The following is a 20,723-nucleotide window of genomic DNA, read 5'->3' on the forward strand; positions in this document are numbered from 1 at the left end:
TATAATATTCGTGACATGAAGGGAGGCGGTATTGTGGACAACGGATATACAAAACGAATACGAGAGCGTGTTCTTTCTCTTGAAGATGGAACTGTTTTTGTGATGTCTGATTTTGCGGATATTGCAGATACATCCACTATTCGTCAAAGTTTAAGCCGTTTAGTGCAATCAGGAACATTGCGCCGTATTTTGAAAGGAGTTTATGAAAAACCAAAATATAGCAAACTTCTGGATGAATATGTGGCGGCAGACCCGGAAGCGGTGGCGAACGCATTGGCACGAAGTTATCACTGGACGATTGCCCCATGTGGGAATACAGCATTGAACCTGTTAGGTCTTTCAACACAGGTAACAGCAGTATGGTCCTATATCAGCGATGGTCCATATAAGACCTACGAGTGGAACTCTACAAAGCTGGAATTTAAGCACCGGACCAATAAGGAGATTACCGGATTGTCCTATATGACAAGTTTGGTTATACAGGCATTAAAAACGCTTGGCAGATCGAATGTTACGCCAGAAGTCATACAGATGCTTTCCGAAAAACTGACAGACAAGGATAAACAGGCTTGTTTGAAGGAAGCAACCGAGTCTACGGATTGGGTTTACGATACGATACGGCAGATTTGTGGAGGTGAAAAGGTACAATGAGAAATATAGCAAGACTTTCAGATAACGACCGCAGGGAGCTGTTCAGAAATACAGCAGATAAAATGGGGCTGAATGATGCCATCGTGGAAAAAGACTTTTGGGTATGTTTTACGCTGGATTATTTATTTCACCGCTCACCATGGAAAGAGTCCATCACCTTTAAGGGTGGTACCAGCCTTTCAAAAGCCTTTCACCTGATCAGCCGGTTTTCAGAAGATATTGATTTGATTCTGGACTGGCGTGTATTGGGATATGGCAAAGATGAACCATGGGAGAAACGTTCCAATACAAAACAGGATGCTTTTAACAAAGAAGCCAATGTGCGTGCAGAGGTATTTCTGTCCGAAACATTCTGCCCGGCAGTCAAAGCCGGCTTATCCCAGGAAATCGGTTGTGAAGCAAATGTCTACATAGATGAAAAGGATAAACAGACGGTCATTTTCGCCTATCCGCACCTTTTTACGAATACGGCGACTTTACAGGTGATCCGTTTAGAGATTGGTGCGCTGGCAGCGTGGACTCCTGCAAAAACAGCGCTGATCGAACCATACGCGGCAAAATATTATCCGAAGATTTTTGAGCAAAAAGAAACCGCAATCCTTACCGTTGCCCCGGAACGGACCTTCTGGGAAAAAGCCACAATCCTGCACCATGAAGCGAACAGACCGGAACATTTGGAAATGCCGCAGCGGTATTCCAGACATTATTATGATCTCTACCGCATGGCTGCAACACCGGTTAAAGAAGCTGCTTTTTCCAGGCTTGACCTCCTGAAGAAAGTTGTAGATTTCAAAATGAAATTCTATCCCAGATCATGGGCGAAGTACCCGGAGGCTGTGCCGGGCACATTAAAATTACTCCCGCCGGAATATCGGTTTGCAGCATTGGAAGCGGACTATAACTCTATGCAGGATATGTTGTATGGGGATGTTCCGACATTTGAGACAGTCATAGCAGCGGTCCAGGAACTGGAAAAAGAGATCAATACACTATAAACAATTACATATCCATTTATTTGCCGGCTATTCTAAGATGCTTTAGAATAGCCGGTTTCTTGTTTTCAAAGGAGGGATGCTATATTACGCAAAATGAAGTCAATGCCGTTTTTGACGAACAGGTGCGGCTCTGTGCTGATACCTTGAAACGGAAAACCAAAGAATACACCGGGGATGACCCGGACCGGCTGGGTGCATTTAAGGCAGCGGCAGCTTTACAGCACACAACGCCCCAGCGTGCCCTTGCCGGTATGCTGGCAAAGCATATTGTTTCTCTATACGATATGTGCTTTGCCGAAGAAGTGGTTTATCCGATGGACACATGGGACGAAAAGATCACAGACAGTCTTAACTATCTGTTCTTACTGAAAGCGATTGTAAAGGAGGGACATACCAATTAAACAGATTGAAGTAAAAATTTTGAACTGCCAGGCGGTAGCGGAAGCAGAAAAAAACATGGTCTTTGCGGCAAGGCTTACCCAGCAGGGACATAAGATTGCCTCAATGGACGACCTGATGGAGCTCTACGAAAAATCATTCAGCGTTCAGACAGTAGCAGCTATGGGGGCGCTTCCCCATCCTACCATCCAGAAATTTGCGGTGATCACGGTAGCCATTGTCGGCGCCAGCAGGCGTTTTCTGGCGCAGATCACCCGCCACCAGAACGAAGTAAAATTTATGAGTGCATCGCTGCAGTACAGCAACTATACGGGACAGGCGGATTTCGCTGTCCCGTATTCTATTATGACGGCTCCGGCAGTGGTACGGGAACTGTACTTAAAAAGCTGTAATGAAAGCATGAAATGTTATGAAGCCCTGTGCACTGCCGGAAGCGGGCACGATGCGGCCGGCTATGCCACGCCCCAGGGATTGCGGAATGTACTGCTCATCAGCGCCACCCCTTATCAGTGGAAACATATCATCAGCCAGCGGGTATGCCGGAGAAATACAGATGAAACAAGGATCGTGCTGCTAAAGGTCTGGAAAGAACTTTATGAACTAAGCCCTACTTTGTTTGCCCCATCACTGACCGGGCCTTTTTGTCAGATGGATCGATGTCTGGAAGGGAAAATGACCTGCGGACGAAAACTGCAGGCAAATATGACGCCAGAGGATATTTTGGAAAAAGATTATCCTGCTCTTTGGGAAGGAGACTGCCGATGAAAATAAAACTGATCGACTTTGGCGTACCGGAGCACCAGCGTCCTTACCGTCCGCATGGCAATGATGCCGGAGCGGATGTTTATCTGCCCTATGACTGTACCTTACAGCCCGGAGAAATCGCCAAAATTCCTTTGGGTTTTGGACTGGAAATACCGGATGGATATGCGGGATATATCTTTCCCCGTACCAGCATGGCGGTAAAAGGTCTGGTCTGTGAACTGCCGCCTGTGGATTCCGGCTACCGTGGAGAGATCCATGCGATCATCAGCAATGTAAGCAATCAGGCGCAGTCTCTTTTTAAGGGAGCCCGTATCGGGCAGCTTGTGATCACGCCGATCGTCATTGCGGATTTTGTAACCGATCTGGGAACAGAACGAGGAACCGGCAGCTTTGGCAGTACCGGCGAATAGAAAAAGGCTGTTTGGAGAACAGTTTTTGAATACTTATCGGTATAGGGAGCGGACATTTCGAGAACATTATAAAATATAATAAAGAAAGTCACGAAAAAAGCGGCCATTACCGTGACCGCTTACTTTCTGCTATTGAGTTCTTTCATAATACCGAGGATATATTGCATGGATTGAGGATCAAGCTGTCTTGCCTCTGCAATGAATTCCTTTAAGGTTTCCGGGTAGGTATTTCCTTCATCAAAGAATTCCTGCGGTGTCACACCCAGATATTCGCAGATGTAGAAAAAAGACTGCATAGCGGGAAGTGACTTTTTATTCTCAATATTATTGATGTAGTTGTTTGCCTGACCTAACGATAAAGACATATCGCGTGCGGAAACTCCTTTTTGTGTCCGCAGCTTCGCTAATCGTTCCGGGACAAAATCTTCATACATCGCCTTCACCTCCCATTCTGTAATAGATTGTACCTCACGCCCCTTTATTATCCGCAAAAGGAAAAAGGGTATTATCGTTGACTTGCTAAATTAAATCTATTACTATGTGAAAAGTGAAGAATTTTACCTATCAGATGGAGGGATGACAGATGAAAGGAAAGACTTGCTGTGTTACCGGACACAGGGATTTGCCGCAGAATGAGATCAACAAAATAAAAGCCGCTTTGGAACATGAGATCGATGCTGCCGTTACAGATGGATTTACCTGTTTTATGAGTGGCTTTGCAGATGGCGTGGATCAGTATTTTGCAGAGCTGGTGTTGGAAAGAAAGCAGACTAATCCGGCGCTGGAGCTGATCGCAGTGATCCCTTACCGCAAACGTCTGGACAGCCTGAATAAGAAAACAAGAACCCGTGAACTGCTGGAGGCTTGTGCGGATGTTGTTGTCATACAGGAAAAATATCTCCCAAGCGTCTACTCCCACAGAAACCGCTATATGGTGGAGCACTCCGACCGAGTGATCGCTGTATATGACGGACGGGAAACCGGCGGTACGGCAAAGACGATCCGCTTCACCCATCGGATGAAAAAGGAACTGCGGGAAATCCCGGTTGGAGAGATCGTCCTGCCGGATCACTTGAAACCAAAAACAAAATAGATACCTGTTGATGCGCTCACTTTGAAGTGGGCGTTTTTCTTTACCCATTTTTAGGAGGAATGCTTATGTGGAACCTGATTTCACATTTCCTTACCTTTGCCGGAGGAATGGCTTCCGGCGTTATGTTGATGTGTCTTATGCAAACCGGAAAACTTGCGGATAAAGAATTTGAAACTATGAAGGAGGAATAAAAATTGAAACTTGTGATTGCAGAAAAGCCCTCTGTTGCTATGTCACTGGCAGCAGTATTAGGCGCAACGGAAAGAAAAGACGGTTATCTCGAAGGTTCCGGCTATCTGGTGAGCTGGTGCGTGGGACATCTTTTGGAACTGGCACAGCCGGAGGCTTACAAAGAACAGTACGCCAAATGGCGGTATGAGGATCTTCCGATCCTACCGGAAAACTGGAAATATGAAGTGCCAAAGGATAAGAAAACGCAGCTTGCCCTTTTGTGCCGATTGATGAAGGACAAACGGGTGGATTCCGTGGTATGCGCTACGGATGCCGGACGAGAAGGAGAACTGATCTTCCGTCTGGTCTATGAATATGCCGGATGTAAAAAGCCTATGGAGCGCCTTTGGATTTCCAGTATGGAGGATGCGGCGATCCGTGAGGGCTTTGACCATCTCCACCCCGGCAGTGATTACGATAAGCTCTATGATGCGGCGGTCTGCCGGGCAGGAGCCGACTGGCTGATCGGGATCAATGCCACCCGGCTTTTTTCTGTCCTGTATGGTGTCACCCTAAATGTCGGCCGTGTTATGTCACCGACACTGGCACTTTTGGTACAGCGTGAGTCGGATATTGAATCCTTCATCAGTAAGCCTTTTTATGTGCCGGAAATCACCTGCGGAGGTTTTACTGCTTCCGGCGAAAAAATGACGGAACGATCCGAGGCTGAAAAAATCCGTATGGACTGTGACCACAACTCCGCTTTTGTGCGTTCTGTGGAAAAGCAGGTAAAAACTATACAGCCTCCCCGCCTTTATGACCTTACAACTCTGCAAAGGGAATGTAACCGTATTTATGGCTATACGGCTCAACAGACCCTTGATTATGTGCAATCTCTCTATGAAAAGAAGCTGGCAACCTATCCGAGAACGGACAGCCAGTATTTGACGAAGGACATGCAGGCAACCGCCGCTTCCCTGATCCTGTGGCTGCGTGACAATATGACCTTTGGAAAAGGCTACGCCGGAGAGCCGGACATTGACCGGGTAACAGATGACAGCAAAGTGACTGACCACCATGCCATTATCCCAACTGTGGAAATCGCACGGACAGACCTGTCAGAGCTTCCTTCCGGGGAGCGGGATGTGCTTACCCTGCTTGCCGTCAGACTGCTTTGTGCCACAACGCAGGTACACCGATTTGAAGCGGTCACCGCTATATTGGACTGCCAAGGATATACTTTTACGGCAAAAGGAAAGACTATTTTACAGTCCGGCTGGAAAGAGGTGGAACGGATTCACCGTATGAGTATCAGGCAGAGTGAAACGGAACACAAAGAAAATGAAGCTGTCGCTCTCCCTGTGCTGCAGGAAGGACAGACTTTTGAAGCTGTATCAGCAAGTCTCCGTGAAGGGAAAACTTCACCGCCGAAACACTATACGGAGGACACACTGCTGTCCGCTATGGAGACTGCCGGTGCGGAAGATATGCCGGAAGATGCCGAGCGTAAAGGATTGGGTACTCCGGCTACCCGTGCGGCAACACTGGAAAAGCTGGTTTCTGCCGGATTTGTACAGCGAAAGAAAAAGCAGCTCATTCCTACGGAAAAAGGAAAGAACCTGATCGCAGTCCTGCCGGACAATATCAAATCTCCCATCTTAACTGCAGAATGGGAATCCATGCTGAAACAAGTGGAACATGGCGAACTGTCGGCAACATCTTTTATGGATCAGATTGCAGATATGAGCCGGACGCTGGTAAAAGAACATACTACCCCGGAAGAACGTTTTGCGGATCTGTTTCCTTCTTCCAAAGGAACTGCACACGAAGCCGTGGGGGTATGTCCCCGCTGCGGTGCCCCGGTATTTGAAGGAAAGAAAGGTTTTTTCTGCGGCAACAGGGAATGTTCTTTTGCTCTTTGGAAAGATAACCGTTTCTTTTCCAGCAAGAAAAAATCTATCACAAAGTCTGTGGCAGCGGCTCTTTTGAAAGAGGGCCGCATTTCTATGTCCGGGCTTTACAGTGAAAAAACAGGAAGGACCTATGATGCGGAAGTGATTCTGGATGATACCGGCGGTAAATATGTGAATTTCAAGCTGAAATTTCCAGTAAAGAAAGGCAGGCGTAAATGAGCGATCGAAAAACCTTTGAATATGGCGGTTATCACTTCACGCCCATACGAAAATTTCACAAAAAAGAAGGCGACTTTTTCGCCATATCGAAACGGCTGGCAAGTGACCCCAACTTAGGGCTGTGTACCTATCAGGATCGGCAAAAAGCACCTTATGATTACAAAGACTTTTATACCGTTTCAACAGACAAAGAATGTGATATTTTCCGCTGCGAAGAAAATGGATTGTTGTATGTACCAGGAAAAAATGAACTTTTTATTTACCATGAACCAAAACAGAAAAAGCGGAACTCTATCGCCGATGCCCTTTCACAGCCCAGGAATGTTACTGATACAACCGAAATTTCCAGCGGTCGGCAAAGCAGAGCCCCGGAAAGGTAGGCGTTATGGCGGAGAGAGAATTGAACCGCTCGGAGCGGGCTACGATCCGAAAGCTGGTTACGGAGCTTTGCGCCAACTATGACTCCCAGGATAAGATCTGCCTTCCTCTGGACAGCCCTTGTTACATGCTGAATAAATGGTGGACCGGTGCTTATTGCAGGTACTTTGAAAAAGCGGTGCTGCCGGTGGATGCAGCACTGGAATCAGCCATTACCGGCGAGGACACCTCCATGAGACAGAAAATATGCCCTGTGTGTGGAAAGGCATATCTTCCTACAACCAGCCAGGCATATTGTTCCGCTGCCTGCCGGGTCTATGCAAGACGGAAATCCGAGCGGGAACGCAAACGCCGGAAGCGGCAAAACCAACCATGATATGTCCGCAACTTAGCCTTAAAAGTCCTTGATTTTCAAGGGCTTTTTGCACCTGTTTTCAAGGGAGCTGTATAAGAATACTCCGGTGCTTTGAAATGAGGTTAAGTTGCAGACAAAACATATATTTTAACAAAAACGATAGGAGGCGATTTTTTTGAATATCAACACGATTACCGCGGAGGACCTTCGCCGCATGCCGGATAAGGAAGGACTGATTTTACAGGGCTGTGGCGGGGATCTGACAGAGTGGGTGGACGGGATCAATGAAATGCTGACAAAAGCAGGCATATTGAAAGATGGCTGTCAGTTTGAGAATGTGGCTGCTTTTCAGCACGGCGAACTGACCTGTCTGCTTTACCCGTTTGATGATGTGAAACTGGATATAGGAAAACTTGCCCTGTGGCGTTTACAGACCCATGAAGTCTATGGCGGCACATGGCTGTCGGACTTTGTGCCGAATTATTTAGGCGGATTTATAGAAACACCGGAAGCGTTGGCAGATAAACCGGATTGTCCGCTGATCGGAGCAGATGGGAACATTTTTAATCTGCTGGGTATTGCTTCCCGTACTTTGCTGGAGCATGGTTTGAAAGAACAGGCAAAAGAAATGTCTGATCGGGTATTTGTTTCCGGCAGTTATGGAGAAGCGCTCTGTATCATTGGCGAATATGTCAACATCACAGATTCCGAACCGGAGCATAAGAATTCTCTCCGTCAGCAGCTAAAGGCAACAAAACCGGCAGACCCAGTAAAAAAGCAACAAACTTCCAAACAGCAGGAACGATAAGGAGGGATGCGAAATGGAAAGGAAACGGACCTATGGTGTATGGGCAGTACGAAGCAGCACTTCTATTTTCGGACCGGCACAAAGCTGGTGCAAGGAAAATGGAAAACCGTTGGAGTTTGATAGCAAAGCCGACGCTGAAAACTATGCAAAGGAAGCCAACGAGCATACGACAGCAAATGTCCGATACTATGTGAAAGAAAAAGAACCGGAACCCGGCGCTGTTCGGAAAGGAACATCTCAACCGGAACTGGATGCGCGCAGCCATGAAGAAGTAATACCAAGAAATGATGCAGCGGAAAAACAAAACGAGATTCCGGGCCGACAGATTCCTTCTCAAACAGATCCGCTGGTAGAAATCCGCTCTGCGGTCCATAGTAATTACGCGGGTATGGTCGCTATGCTGGGTGCGGACAACCGTGTGTATTTGGGGCGTGAGGAACGTTGCCATTACCAGGATATGCAGCCATCTTACTATGACAATCAGGACGGTTCCCTGTGTTTTGTCTGTGATCAGCCCGATATGTATTATTTTCTTTATGGAGAAGGCTGGGCGCATACCCAGACGGAAATGTTGGAACGAGGGCTTACCTTGCGCCAGTATGAAGAATTTGCGAGACTGCAAAATGGGGTCCTTGCACAGTTTACCACCCAAAGAGAAATTCTGTTTGCCGGACAGCCGTTTCAGGCGCCGGAAAGTTATCTTCGCAATGCGGAACTTTATGAGGAAGGACAAACCGGGAACTACAATATGCTGGATGGCAGGCTGAACAACGAACCTCCTGTGCGCCCGGATCTGACAGACGGACAGACGGATGAAGAAATCCGGGAGCTGGTGCCGGAAGCAAAGCCGTCTTTGATGGACCGTTTGAAAGCAGACAAACCGGAGCATGAAGCAAGGCAGATGATCCCTCCTGTGCCGGAAAGGGAACGCTGATGGCCGGGGTAAGATTTGAGGATGTAGATCTTTTGGGTGCTCTTTCCCGTATCGTAGATCTTCATACCCAACATTATAAAGAGGACTTTGACCTGGATAAGGAACTGATTTCAAAACTGGCTGTGTCAGACCGTTCAGAGGATAAACAGCTTCTTTGGATGTCACGCCCTTGCGGAACCTATACCCTGCGCGAACGGGAAGTTTATCTGGATGGAAGCCATGAAAATAAAGTGTGGCGGTTTTACCAGGAACAGACAAATGATCCCGTTTTGGCTTATGCCATCTCTTTGAAAGAAGTCAGGGACGGAAAAATATTTGGCAATCTCTATCCGCTAAATTATAGAGAACATGTGGAACGGATGAAAAAGCTGACCTGTCCAATCGGAAATGTAGCCGTTGCATTTGCGGATGGAAATGTTATCACGATTCCCTATCAGGAACGGAGACAGCTTATGAACCGGTTTATGCCAGAGCATGGAGCCCCTAAAACAATGACTTATCTGCCGGAAAATGAGCCGGAGCTGATGATGATTCTAAAACGGGAACGCTTCAAACGCAGCTATCATGCGACAGCCGGAAATCTGGAGGAATATCTTGATAAGCTGGAAAAGACCACCCTGCGGGAAAAACTCAAAAGAGCAAAGACGGTGGTTTCAACACAGGAGGTCTCATCTCATAAAAGAGGGTTGGAACGATGAAGGGCGGGCATAACAAAAAATCCGTCCGCGTCGAATTTGTCATGTCCGAACCGGAGGCCGAACTGGTAAAAGAACGCATGGCGGAACTTGGCATTACCAACCTGTCGGCATATCTGCGAAAGATGGCCGTAGACGGTTACATCATTCACCTTGATATGGGAGATATTCAGGAAATGATCCGGCTTCTCCGCATTTGTTCCAATAACTTAAACCAATATACCAGACGGGCCAATGAGACCGGCAATATTTATGCCGCAGATATAGATGACATCCGCACCCGTCTGGACAGCCTTTGGGATGGCATGGACAAACTGATCCGGGGATTTGCAAACATTTCATAAACAGCCGGAAAGCCGTTGCTTTCTTTTTGCCGTCACGGTAAAATTTTTATAAGGGCAGATGCCCTTCTGAAAGGAGGCAAAGCGTATGCGTTTGATAGGTAAATTACTGGCACTTCCCTTTATGCTGGTTACGGGGATTCTTTATCTGGTATGTAAATTTTTAGTGGTTCTTTCCGGTGCGGTACTTGGGATTCTTTCTGGGATCATCTTTCTGGCGGCATTGGTGCTGTTCTTTGTCGCAGGATTTTTGCCGGGTCTTGCATGGCTTATGATCGCCTTTCTTATCAGTCCATACGGTCTGCCTCTGGCGGCTGCATGGCTGGTAGGGATCATTGGCGGGGCAAACAGTGCCTTAAAGGATTTTATATTTGGTTAAGCAGATTTGGCGGGGCGCATAGGCAGCCCCGCTCTTTTTCTGCAATTATAACTTCTCTGATTGGAATTAAGTTAAGGAGGTGACGAAAATAGCGACCACCAGACTGATGCCTCTGCATGTAGGAAAAGGTCGGAATATCTCTACTGCGATCTCAGATATTATTGATTATGTAGAAAATCCGCAGAAAACCGATTTTGGAAAATTCATTTATGGCTATGAGTGTGATACCCGGCTTGCTGATGCAGAGTTTCTTCTGTCCAAACGACAGTATGCAAATCTGACCGGCAGAAATCAGGGTGCAGATGATGTGATCGCCTACCATCTCCGTCAGGCATTTAAGCCCGGCGAAGTTACGCCAGAAGAAGCTAATCAGATCGGCAGGGAGCTGGCACTGAAGCTCACAAAAAGGAAACCATGCCTTTGTTGTCTGCACCCATGTGGATAAGCACCATGTCCATAATCACATCATTATCAACTCTACTACACTGGACTGTCAGAAAAAAATTTCGCAACTTCTGGGGCTCTACCTGGGCAATCCGGCGAATGAATGACAAGCTGTGTTTGGAGCATGGACTTTCGATTGTAGAAAATCCGAAACCCAGCCGGGAGCATTATGGCACATGGCTGGGAAATAAAAAGCAGCCTTCCTTTCAGGAGCAGATACGCATTGCTATTGATGCTGCATTAGAGGAAAAGCCAAAAGATTTTGAGGAACTTCTACAGAAGCTGGAAACTGCTGGGCTGGAAGTCAACCGTGAAAGAAAACATCTTCGGTTCCGAGTTCCGGGACAAGAAAATTATACCCGATGCGATACGCTCAAAGGCGATTATACAGAACAGACCATCAAAGAACGGATTGCCGGTACACGGACAGTAAAACCCCGCCATGCCTTTTCTAAAAAAACGGTTTCCAAAGTTGGATTGCTGGTTGATATTGAAGCTGCAATCCGTTCCGGCAAGGGCCCTGGTTATGAGCGCTGGGCAAAAGTGTTCAATCTAAAGCAGCTTTCTCAGGCAGTGCTCTACTTAAAAGAACATGGCGATATGGGTTATGAGGATCTTCTGGAAAAAACCAACGCCACTACCACTAATTTCAATACTTTATCCGTTCAGATCAAAGATCTGGAGTCAAAAATGAACGCCAATGCCGAGCTGCAAAAACAGATCGTAAACTATGCGAAAACGCGGGCTGTCTATGTAGAATATCGCAAAGCCGGGTACAGCAAAAAATTCCGAACAGAACATGAAGCTGAAATTCTGCTGCACCAGGCGGCAAAGAATCATTTTGACGAGCTGGGAATCAAAAAGCTCCCCTCTGTCAAATCTCTCCGGGAGGAATACACCGATCTTCTGGAACAAAAACGGAAAGCCTATTCTGCCTATAAGCAGGCCAAAAATGATATGAAAGAACTTCATAATGTTCGGGCCAATGTGGAATACCTATTAGAGATTTCTTCCCCACCACAACCGCAGCGCAGCACAGAAAAATCCCGTCAATAAGGTTTGCTAACTTGAATTCTATAGACCTTGACTTTCCGGGACTTCTTAACTATAATAATACTCAAGCAGGGGGCCTACCTTGTAGTTGAGAAGGTTAAAACCTGACCCTTTGAACCTGTTGGCTAATACCAACGCAGGGAGCTAAAGAATACAGATTCGTATTTTTTGGACATTCTCTGTTTTGGGAATGTCCTTTTTTAATTGAATAAGATATGATATGTGTTTGCGAGGGAACTGAACAAGTTGAAAAAGGTAAGACCTGACCTCTGGACCTGTCGGCTAATACCGGCGTAGGGAAGCAATTTCTTACGCTCGTATTGCGTCTGAAAGAGCTTCTAATTGTTTTAGAGGCTCTATTTTTTTATTTCAGGAGGAACAAACATGGCATTTATGAAAGACATTTTAACCCGCAACATCCCCATTTGGGAAGAATGTGCAGCTACCCCATTTGTGCAGGAAGTGCAAACTGGAAAGCTACCTCTTGAAAAGTTCAAGAGATATATGATTCAGGATAGTATCTATCTGAAAAACTATGCCCGTATATACGGCAAGGCAATTTTTCATGCTGATACATTAAGAGAAATTCAGCTTTACTATTCCATGCTGAATTTTGTAAATGATACGGAATCAGAAGTGCGTCTGGATTATCTAAAGCAGTTTTGCATGACGGATAATGATATTGAACTGATCGCTCCTCTGCCTGAAAATCAAAATTACATTGATTTCATGTTTGAGATTGCGTCACATGGAAAGAATGAAGAAATTTTAATGGCGGTTCTTCCCTGTATGCTAAGTTACAGCTATATATTCCGCAAATTGGCGGCTGTTCCTACAAGCAGACAGTCAAGATATTGGGACTTTATCAAAGATTATGCGGATGAACAATATGCAGAAAGCTGCAAAGAATGGTCTGCTTTTGCAGAGCATAAATGTGCCGGGTTATCAGTAGCAAATAAAAAGTATCTGGCTGATATTTTTGAAAAAGCAAGTTTGTTAGAGCTTGCTTTTTGGAAGATGGCCTATCGGAACGAGAGAATGGAGGAAAATGCAAAATGAAAAAAGTATTGTCCATTGCCGGATCAGATTGCAGCGGAGGTGCAGGTATTCAGGCTGATTTGAAAACTTTTTCTGCTCACGGTGTATTTGGAATGAGTGTTATTGTTTCTGTTGTTGCAGAGAACACCAGCCGTGTTATCGACATCCAAGATATTACCCCGGATATGATTGAAAAACAGATTGACGCCGTATTTGAAGATATTGAAGTGGACGCAGTAAAAATCGGTATGCTTTCTACACCAGAATGTATGAAAGCGGTGGCAAAGAAACTATTACAATATAAGCCCCAAAATGTCGTAATCGACCCGGTTATGTATGCCAAAAATGGCTGCCCATTGATGAATCCTACGGCGGTTTCCACCTTGATAGACACAGTAATTCCACTGGCCGATGTACTTACTCCGAATATTCCAGAGGCAGAGAAAATAGCAGATATGCAGATTTCCACAGTTTCAGATATGGAGGCTGCCGCAAGAAAAATATATGCCATGGGTTGTAAGGCGATTGTTGTCAAGGGTGGACATCATATAGGAAATGCTGTTGATGTCCTATTTAATGGAGAAAATTTCTACCATTTTGAAACATCCCGCATTGATACGAAAAATACTCATGGGACAGGCTGTACCTTTTCTTCTGCAATCGCTTCCCAGCTTGCAAAGGGAAAAAGTGTTCCGCTTGCAGTCGAATCTGCAAAGGCTTATGTCACAATGGCAATCGAACACTCTCTTGCGATTGGAAAAGGCTGTGGCCCGACGCACCATTTCTACGAATTGCATCAGCATGGTTTATCTAAAGAATAGGCAGGTGCAAAATGAACTTTGATTATACACTTTATCTTGTTACTGATCGTCAACTAATGAGCTGCGATAGCCTGACAGAAGCGGTAGAACAGGCAATTTTAGGAGGCTGCACAATGATACAACTCCGAGAAAAAGAATTGTCCTCATTAGAATTTTACAATCAGGCTGTTGCCGTGAAACAGGTTACGGATAAATACCATATTCCCCTTATCATAAACGACCGGATAGATATTGCAATGGCTGTGCAGGCTACGGGGGTACATATTGGACAGCATGATTTACCTGCGGCTGCCGTCCGCAAAGTAATTGGGGAAAATATGCTGTTGGGAGTATCTGCATCTTCCATTGCAGAAGCAATACAGGCACAACAGGATGGTGCAGATTATTTGGGAGTTGGCGCAATGTTCCCTACTGGAACTAAAACCGACGCTGATTCTGTATCAATGGAGGAATTACAGAAAATCCGCACAGCCGTTTCTTTGCCGATCGTTGTTATTGGCGGTATCAATAAAGGAAATACAGGGCGTTTCAAGCCCATGGGAATTGACGGGCTGGCTGTTGTATCTGCCATCATAGCGCAGTCCGATATAAAAGCTGCTGCTGCGGAACTGAAAGATTTATTTTGCGGAAAGGAAAAGAAACATGGATTTTAATGCGGCAATCTTTGATTTAGATGGAACAATTCTGGATTCAATGGATGTATGGGAGCATATAGATATTCAGTTTTTGAAAAAGAGAAATCTTCCTGTCCCGGAAAATTATGTAACTGAAATATGTGCAAGGAGTTTTGAGGAAGCCGCACAATATACCATTGATCTTTTGGGATTGCAAGAAACGGTAGAGGGAATTATTGAGGAATGGAATAATATGGCGGTCGAGGAATACAGTAACCATGTCGGTCTGCTGCCCCATGCCCTTGATTATCTTCTGCGCTTAAAAGAACATGGAATAAAACTTGCAGTTGCTACGGGGTTGCCGGAAAAGCTCTATATTCCATGCTTAAAGAACAATTCTATTTTAGAATTATTTGACGCTCTATGTTCAACAGATGAGGTTCAGCGGGGAAAAGAATATTCGGATGTCTTTGAATTGGCCGCAAGAAAATTAGGGGTTGCACCTGAACACTGTATTGTGTTTGATGATGTGCTTTCAGCAATTAAAAGCGCAAAGGCAGCCCGTATGTTAGCAGGCGGGATTTATGATAAGTATTCCGCAGATCAGCGTACAGAAATAGAAAGGATTGCGGATATTTACTTACTTGATTTTCGGCAAGCACCGATCCCACACAAAGAGGTATGAAAATGGAAAAATGGGATTTATATAATGCAAAACGGGAAAAGTCTGGAATAACAGTGTGCCGTGGAGAAATCATACCCAAAGGGCTGTATCATTTATCTGTGAGTGTATGGATCGTCAACCAGCAGGGGCAGTATCTTTTATCACAGCGGCATCCGAAAAAGCAATACCCTCTTTATTGGGAATGTACGGGTGGTTCTGTACTTTCCGGGGAAACCAGTTTACAAGGAGCAATCCGAGAGGTAAAAGAAGAATTAGGAATACTGCTTACTCCCGGAAGTGAAAAATTGATTTATCAGAGCAGACGGGAAAATGTGCAGGATTTTTACGATGTTTGGCTATTTCATAAGGATATAAAGATTGAAGAAATGCGTTTACAGGAAACAGAAGTTGTGGATGTTCAATGGGTAAATCCAGATAAGTTATTTGAGATGTTTCGCCTGAAACATCTGCACCCTCTAATTACCTATGTAGATCAGCTAATAGGCTGAAAAAGCGCCGGGCGCATAGGTATCAAAGCCTCTGCATCTGGCGCTTCTTTTTTGTCCTTTTTCCCACATTTAGAACCCCGTTTTGCAGGGAACAGGATAACTTTATCCACCTGCCTGCCGGCCATGCGGAAAAACCCTTGATTTCCGTGGACTTTTAACGCCCTAAATGCGTAGACAGGAGGTATCTTTTCCGCTGGCGCTCAGCCTTTTAATTCCGTGTTGCACATGAGGCGGAAATCTTACTGCACCAGACAGCGAAGAATCATTTTGACGAACTGGGAATCAAAAAGCTCCCCTCTGTCAAATCTCTCCGAGAGGAATACACCGATCTTCTGGAACAAAAACGGAAAGCCTATTCTGCCTATAAGCAGGCCAAAAATGATATGAAAGAACTTCATAATGTTCGGGCCAATGTGGAATATCTATTAGAGATTTCTTCCCCACCACAACCGCAGCGCAGCACAGAAAAATCCCGTCAATAAGATTTGTCTGCTTTTGGTTTTCAGCGTTCCAACGGAACGCGCAGCCATTGCCACCGGCAATGATCTCAGGGGTTTGGGGATATGTCACCAACAAGCATTAGCAGGAATTCCGGAAACGGGATTTCTGCTAAATACGCAATCTTACGTAAGATTGCATTGCTTGCCAGTAGTTTTAAGAGTCTTTGGCAGAGGATCTGTTTACAGTTGCCGCATTGATAAACCTTTGATAACTGCCTATAATAGAATTGTTATTTTGAGTTGCTACAACAGAAAAATGCAAAAAATTAAAATTTTCCGTCCGCTGTAACATTTCGCGGACATTTGAGGTTTACAATGGCCTTATCAAATATGGAGGTGATACAACTATGACATGGCCTTTTGAGAATGACACCAGCGCCATTGTAAAAAAATTAGCAGACCGGAGCATGAAAGCGGATAAAAGACGCAATGCGTTTATTATCATAACGATTGCTTTTGCAGTTAGTTTGATGATGGTATTAGCACTATATAATCTCGGAACAGACCGTGAAAATAGGCTTTATCTGCAAGGACGCTACCAGAGCAGCTTTATTAACAGTACCAGTGCCGTCTTTGAAAAACTGGAACATAACAACCAGATTGAAGCAGTCGGCAAAGAGGCTGCAATGGGAACGAGCCGTATCAATGACTACACTTTGGATGTGTATTACAGAGATCAAAATGCACTTGAACTAAAAGGCGTTACTGACTTGCTGGGAAAAATGCCGGAGGCAGAAAATGAAATCATTGTGGAACAGTCCTATTTGGAGCATTTAGGGCTGCCGGTTCAACTGGATCAGACCGTTACACTGGATATGCCTTTTGGAGAAAATCAGACATATCATGTTTGCGGCATTATTCAAAGCAGAAATGCGTCCCGTATTTATCAAGTCATTGTATCGAATGGCTTATATAGCCGGTATGGAAAAGCAAACTGTTACGATCTTTTGGTTCGCGTGAAAAATACCGAAAATATGGACAGCGAAACTTTGAAACTGCTGATAAACGAAATTGCGGAACAAAGCGGTGTACCTGAACAGTATGTTATGTATAGCTCTACCTACTTTGGATTGGCAGAAGAAAAATCCACGCAGGAGCTATTGGTGATTATCGGAGCAAGCAGTCTAATTGTACTGGCCTGTTCTTTGGTTATTTACAGCCTGTTCTACATTTCTGTTATCGGGAAAACACATGAGTATGGCAGACTGCGTGTGCTGGGGGCTACATCTGTTCAGATCAAGCGTATCGTGCGAAAAGAAAGTTTTTTGTTATCCTGTGCTGCAATTCCTATCGGCGTTGTATTGGGAAGTGTTTTGGGCTATTGTTTCGTGCCGGACGGCTGGCATTGGATGACTACACTGGAATGTGCCGTTGTGATTGCCCTTGTTACAGAAATTGCTTTGAAAATTGCTGTCCATACCCCTGTAAAGAAAGCCTCTATGGTATCGCCTATTGAGGCGCTGCGAATCAATACGACTGATACACCGGCGACAGAAAAAACGCGGATCGAACATCGAAAAATTACGCCATCTTCGCTTGCCCGAATGAGCTTTGCCCGGAACAAGAAAAAAGCTATACTAACCGTATTGTCTTTGGGATTTGCCGGAGTTTTACTGATGTGTGCCGCCACCTACCTTAATTCAACTGATGTAGAAAGCATGGCAAAACAGCAATTTGCAAATGGCGACATTGTACTTTCCCTTGATCCCGCCAACACAAATGCGGAAGATCGCCCCGCCGGGATCAATGCACTTCAAACGAAAAATCCATTGGATGAAGTTTTGGAAGAAACGATTTCAGATATGGATGGCGTAAAGAATATTGAATTTATACAGGGCTGTGTTTCAAATATGGAATTTCCCACTCCTTTCAAGGATGGTAACAGCCATTTCTTTACCCAAATTGGAATCCCCGAAAATCAGTACGAGGCCTTTTCACAAGGACTAATTGAGGGAACCGCAGACCGCCAGAAACTTATCAACGGAAAAGGAGTTATCGTAGATAATTCCGCCAAGCTGTTAAGCGACTATTATAATTACACTCCTCAAATTGGCGATATAGTCAAAGTGGAAACAGCGGATGGACAATGGGAAGAATTTACTGTAATGGGGATTGGGAAAGCTCCTAATCTCGGTGGGGATTCAGCTTCTTTCTATTTTCCGCAGGAACTCTTACCTATGATGAAAGAAAATGTTTCCAACTTCAACATAACCTGCATTGTAGATGTGGAAAGAGATCAGCTTACAGAAGTTGAGAATAAGATTTTCCAGTTGGCGGAAAATCGTGGAGGTATAGAAGTTTTCAGTATCAGCGATATTATTACTTATCTGCAAGAGGAAATGGATAACATAAAAATGCCGTTATACGGATTGGTATTTTTCATTGCTGTTTTTGGGCTAATCAGCCTTATCAACACGCTAATGACAAACATTATATCAAGACAGCAGGAATTTGGTATTTTACAGTCTGTGGGATTGAGCAGTAAGCAATTCTCCAAAATGCTGCAAACAGAATGTTTCTATTATGTTTCTGGTACGGCTATTTTAACTTTAACGATTGGAACTTTAACAGGATTTGTACTTTGCAAAGTTTTCAATCAGGTTGGGACATTCGGGACATTGACTTATCATTTTCCAGTTTTAGAAATAAGCATATATTTTGTAGCGCTTTTCTTCATACTGGCCGCTTACTCCGTTTTCTCTGTACGATATAGCAAAAGACATCCTGTGATCGAGCGCATTAAAACAATGGAGTAAATTTTCCTTTATCAGAAAATTGTGTTTTCTGCAACAAAGGACATTTGCCTGTTATACTATCTACAAAAAGCAAAGGAAGTGAGGATATGAAGCAGATTTTAATTGTCGAGGACGACAGTTTTTTGAATAAGATGGTGGCCTATAACCTGACCGCAGACGGCTACGGCGTGACTTCTGCCCTAAACGCCAGAACCGCAGCCGAAGCCATACGCCAGCGGGAATTTGACTTAGTGCTGCTGGACATCAACCTGCCGGACGGCAACGGTTTTGAGCTGTGCAAACTGATAAAGCCCCAGCACCCGGACACCATTGTGATTTTCCTGACCGCTAACGATCAGGAGAGCGACCAGATACGGGGCTATGAGGTGGGCGCGGTGGACTACATCACAAAGCCCTTTGTGATCGGGGCCTTGCAGCGAAAAATCAAAGCCATGTTCGCCATGCTGGAACACCACAAACCGGCCAAGGACATTTACGACGACGGGCGGCTGTTTCTGGACTTCTCGGAGCAGACGGCTTCCTTAAACGGCAAGCCCCTGACCCTATCCCCGATGGAGTACAAAATGCTGAACCTGTTCCGTAAAAATCCCCGGCAAGTGCTGACCCGTGGGCAGCTTTTGGAAAAGCTGTGGGATATAGACGAGAAGTTTGTGGACGAACACACCCTGACAACCTCCATCAGCCGGATTCGGAGTAAGATCGAATCCGACGGCGGCGCGCCCTACATCAAAACTGTTTACGGCATGGGCTATCAATGGACGGGAGGCGAGGCAAAATGAAGTTGCAAAACCTCTCGGTAAAGCGGCTGTTTGGCCGGGTAGCAATGGGGCTTGTCCTTTCCATGTCCGGGATCACCATAGCCCTGTTTCTTGTGACAAAACAGACGGCGGTGCTGCTGACGGGCGGGGCGCTGCTGCTGTGCGCCCCTTGTGGGGATTTTTGTACTGACGCAGGCGTTTGGAAAGCGGCTGTCGCAGTTTACCGCTGACCTATGCCAGACTTTAGACCACATGATCGCCGGAAATGAAGCGCCCCAGCGGCCAGAGGACAGCGAAACCCAGCTTGCCAGAATTGGACACCGGCTGGCAAGGCTCTATCAGATCATGCAGGAGAACCGCCGCCGGGTGGACGAGGAACGGCAGGAGTTACAGACCCTTGTATCGGATATTTCCCATCAAGTGAAAACGCCGGTAAGCAATCTGAAAATGGCGACGGACACGCTGCTGGAAAAGCCTATGACCAAGGCGGAGCGCACCGACTTTATCCGGGGAATCCGCAGCCAGACGGATAAGCTGGACTTTCTCTTTCAGGCCCTTGTGAAAACTTCCCGGCTGGAAACGGGCGTGATCCAGTTGGATAAGAAACCGGGCCGCCTCTTTGATACCGTGGCACAGGCCATGAGTGGAATTGTGTATGCAGCAGAGAAAAAGGAAATCGTCGTGTCCGTGGACTGCCCGGAGGATTTGACCGTTTTCCATGACAGCAAGTGGACATCCGAAGCCCTTTTTAACCTGCTGGACAATGCGGTGAAGTACACCCCGGCAGGCGGGAAAATCGCTGTGTCGGTGGTGCTGTGGGAAATGTATGTGGAAATCAAAGTAGCCGACACCGGCAAGGGCATTTCCGAAAGCAATCAGGCCGCCATCTTCCGGCGCTTCTATCGTGAGGAAGAAGTACACGAACAGCAGGGCGTGGGCATTGGCCTGTATCTGGCCCGCGAGATCGTAACACGGCAGGGCGGCTATATCAAAGTGGTTTCGGAGCCGGGCAAGGGTTCGGAATTTTCCATTATGTTGCCGACTAAATAAAGCACACTTA

At 45.7% G+C, this 20,723-nt stretch carries 23 protein-coding genes, 2 pseudogenes and 2 riboswitches; of the genes and pseudogenes, 24 read left to right on the forward strand and 1 reads right to left on the reverse strand.

Annotated elements, in window-relative coordinates; genetic code table 11:
* The first annotated feature begins 33 nt into the window (after window positions 1–33).
* The 5 genes from RJD28_06235 to RJD28_06255 all read left to right on the forward strand — a co-directional run bounded on the left by RJD28_06235 (window position 34) and on the right by RJD28_06255 (window position 3,220).
* Complete coding sequence (locus RJD28_06235; protein WNV59081.1) at window positions 34–651, forward strand: DUF6088 family protein; 618 nt, start codon at window positions 34–36, stop codon at window positions 649–651.
* On the forward strand, window positions 648–1,646 hold the full coding sequence (locus RJD28_06240; GenBank protein ID WNV59082.1) for a nucleotidyl transferase AbiEii/AbiGii toxin family protein: 999 nt from the start codon (window positions 648–650) through the stop codon (window positions 1,644–1,646). Before RJD28_06235 ends, RJD28_06240 begins: the two co-directional genes overlap by 4 nt.
* Before the next feature lie 83 nt (window positions 1,647–1,729).
* Window positions 1,730–2,047, forward strand: a complete 318-nt coding sequence (locus tag RJD28_06245; GenBank protein WNV59569.1) for a hypothetical protein — start codon at window positions 1,730–1,732, stop codon at window positions 2,045–2,047.
* Window positions 2,048–2,102: 55 nt separating this feature from the next.
* A complete protein-coding gene (locus tag RJD28_06250) occupies window positions 2,103–2,810 on the forward strand; it encodes an FAD-dependent thymidylate synthase (GenBank protein WNV59083.1) in 708 nt (235 codons plus the stop codon).
* Window positions 2,807–3,220: a deoxyuridine 5'-triphosphate nucleotidohydrolase gene (locus RJD28_06255; GenBank protein ID WNV59084.1), complete on the forward strand. Its 414-nt coding sequence runs from the start codon at window positions 2,807–2,809 to the stop codon at window positions 3,218–3,220. Before RJD28_06250 ends, RJD28_06255 begins: the two co-directional genes overlap by 4 nt.
* A 119-nt stretch (window positions 3,221–3,339) precedes the next feature.
* On the opposite strand, the gene RJD28_06260 is transcribed toward RJD28_06255, so the two are convergent.
* Entirely contained in the window at window positions 3,340–3,654 is a 315-nt protein-coding gene (locus tag RJD28_06260; GenBank protein ID WNV59085.1) for a helix-turn-helix transcriptional regulator, read from the reverse strand.
* 149 nt (window positions 3,655–3,803) lie between these two features.
* On the opposite strand from RJD28_06260, the gene RJD28_06265 reads away from it, so the two are divergent.
* From RJD28_06265 to RJD28_06355, 19 genes and pseudogenes are all read left to right on the forward strand, one after another.
* Complete coding sequence (locus RJD28_06265; GenBank protein ID WNV59086.1) at window positions 3,804–4,313, forward strand: SLOG family protein; 510 nt, start codon at window positions 3,804–3,806, stop codon at window positions 4,311–4,313.
* Window positions 4,314–4,378: 65 nt separating this feature from the next.
* Window positions 4,379–4,504, forward strand: a complete 126-nt coding sequence (locus RJD28_06270; protein WNV59087.1) for a DUF3789 domain-containing protein — start codon at window positions 4,379–4,381, stop codon at window positions 4,502–4,504.
* A 3-nt stretch (window positions 4,505–4,507) separates the two neighbouring features.
* The gene (locus RJD28_06275) at window positions 4,508–6,616 is read left to right on the forward strand and encodes a DNA topoisomerase 3 (protein WNV59088.1); all 2,109 of its coding nucleotides are present in this window, start codon (window positions 4,508–4,510) and stop codon (window positions 6,614–6,616) included.
* The gene (locus tag RJD28_06280; protein ID WNV59089.1) at window positions 6,613–6,996 is read left to right on the forward strand and encodes a hypothetical protein; all 384 of its coding nucleotides are present in this window, start codon (window positions 6,613–6,615) and stop codon (window positions 6,994–6,996) included. The genes RJD28_06275 and RJD28_06280 overlap by 4 nt, the downstream gene beginning before the upstream one ends.
* 5 nt (window positions 6,997–7,001) lie before the next feature.
* A complete protein-coding gene (locus RJD28_06285; protein ID WNV59090.1) occupies window positions 7,002–7,370 on the forward strand; it encodes a cysteine-rich VLP protein in 369 nt (122 codons plus the stop codon).
* 154 nt (window positions 7,371–7,524) lie between these two features.
* Window positions 7,525–8,157 (forward strand): hypothetical protein, encoded by a 633-nt coding sequence (locus RJD28_06290; GenBank protein WNV59091.1) that lies wholly within the window; start codon window positions 7,525–7,527, stop codon window positions 8,155–8,157.
* Between the two features lie 13 nt (window positions 8,158–8,170).
* Complete coding sequence (locus RJD28_06295; protein ID WNV59092.1) at window positions 8,171–9,091, forward strand: DUF4316 domain-containing protein; 921 nt, start codon at window positions 8,171–8,173, stop codon at window positions 9,089–9,091.
* Window positions 9,091–9,789, forward strand: a complete 699-nt coding sequence (locus tag RJD28_06300; protein ID WNV59093.1) for a hypothetical protein — start codon at window positions 9,091–9,093, stop codon at window positions 9,787–9,789. Before RJD28_06295 ends, RJD28_06300 begins: the two co-directional genes overlap by 1 nt.
* Entirely contained in the window at window positions 9,786–10,130 is a 345-nt protein-coding gene (gene mobC, locus RJD28_06305; GenBank protein WNV59094.1) for a plasmid mobilization relaxosome protein MobC, read from the forward strand. Before RJD28_06300 ends, mobC begins: the two co-directional genes overlap by 4 nt.
* An 85-nt stretch (window positions 10,131–10,215) precedes the next feature.
* Window positions 10,216–10,506 (forward strand): CD1845 family protein, encoded by a 291-nt coding sequence (locus RJD28_06310; protein ID WNV59095.1) that lies wholly within the window; start codon window positions 10,216–10,218, stop codon window positions 10,504–10,506.
* A gap of 88 nt (window positions 10,507–10,594) precedes the next feature.
* Window positions 10,595–12,006, forward strand: a pseudogene (locus tag RJD28_06315) (relaxase/mobilization nuclease domain-containing protein).
* A 57-nt stretch (window positions 12,007–12,063) separates the two neighbouring features.
* Window positions 12,064–12,163: riboswitch (TPP riboswitch) on the forward strand.
* A gap of 60 nt (window positions 12,164–12,223) precedes the next feature.
* Window positions 12,224–12,321, forward strand: a riboswitch (TPP riboswitch).
* 66 nt (window positions 12,322–12,387) lie between these two features.
* Window positions 12,388–13,062 (forward strand): TenA family protein, encoded by a 675-nt coding sequence (locus tag RJD28_06320; protein WNV59096.1) that lies wholly within the window; start codon window positions 12,388–12,390, stop codon window positions 13,060–13,062.
* Window positions 13,059–13,862, forward strand: a complete 804-nt coding sequence (gene thiD, locus RJD28_06325) for a bifunctional hydroxymethylpyrimidine kinase/phosphomethylpyrimidine kinase (GenBank protein WNV59097.1) — start codon at window positions 13,059–13,061, stop codon at window positions 13,860–13,862. Before RJD28_06320 ends, thiD begins: the two co-directional genes overlap by 4 nt.
* An 11-nt stretch (window positions 13,863–13,873) precedes the next feature.
* Window positions 13,874–14,515: a thiamine phosphate synthase gene (gene thiE / locus RJD28_06330; GenBank protein WNV59098.1), complete on the forward strand. Its 642-nt coding sequence runs from the start codon at window positions 13,874–13,876 to the stop codon at window positions 14,513–14,515.
* The gene (locus RJD28_06335) at window positions 14,505–15,161 is read left to right on the forward strand and encodes an HAD family phosphatase (protein ID WNV59099.1); all 657 of its coding nucleotides are present in this window, start codon (window positions 14,505–14,507) and stop codon (window positions 15,159–15,161) included. The genes thiE and RJD28_06335 overlap by 11 nt, the downstream gene beginning before the upstream one ends.
* Before the next feature lie 2 nt (window positions 15,162–15,163).
* Window positions 15,164–15,649 (forward strand): NUDIX domain-containing protein, encoded by a 486-nt coding sequence (locus RJD28_06340; GenBank protein WNV59100.1) that lies wholly within the window; start codon window positions 15,164–15,166, stop codon window positions 15,647–15,649.
* An 847-nt stretch (window positions 15,650–16,496) separates the two neighbouring features.
* Complete coding sequence (locus RJD28_06345) at window positions 16,497–18,905, forward strand: FtsX-like permease family protein (GenBank protein WNV59101.1); 2,409 nt, start codon at window positions 16,497–16,499, stop codon at window positions 18,903–18,905.
* Between the two features lie 86 nt (window positions 18,906–18,991).
* Window positions 18,992–19,684, forward strand: coding sequence for a response regulator transcription factor (locus RJD28_06350; GenBank protein WNV59102.1), 693 nt, complete (start codon window positions 18,992–18,994; stop codon window positions 19,682–19,684).
* A pseudogene (locus RJD28_06355) lies at window positions 19,681–20,713 on the forward strand (HAMP domain-containing sensor histidine kinase). Before RJD28_06350 ends, RJD28_06355 begins: the two are co-directional and overlap by 4 nt.
* Window positions 20,714–20,723: the final 10 nt, after the last annotated feature.

Source organism: Oscillospiraceae bacterium NTUH-002-81, assembly GCA_032620915.1.
In the GTDB taxonomy this organism is placed as follows: domain Bacteria; phylum Bacillota; class Clostridia; order Lachnospirales; family Lachnospiraceae; genus JAGTTR01.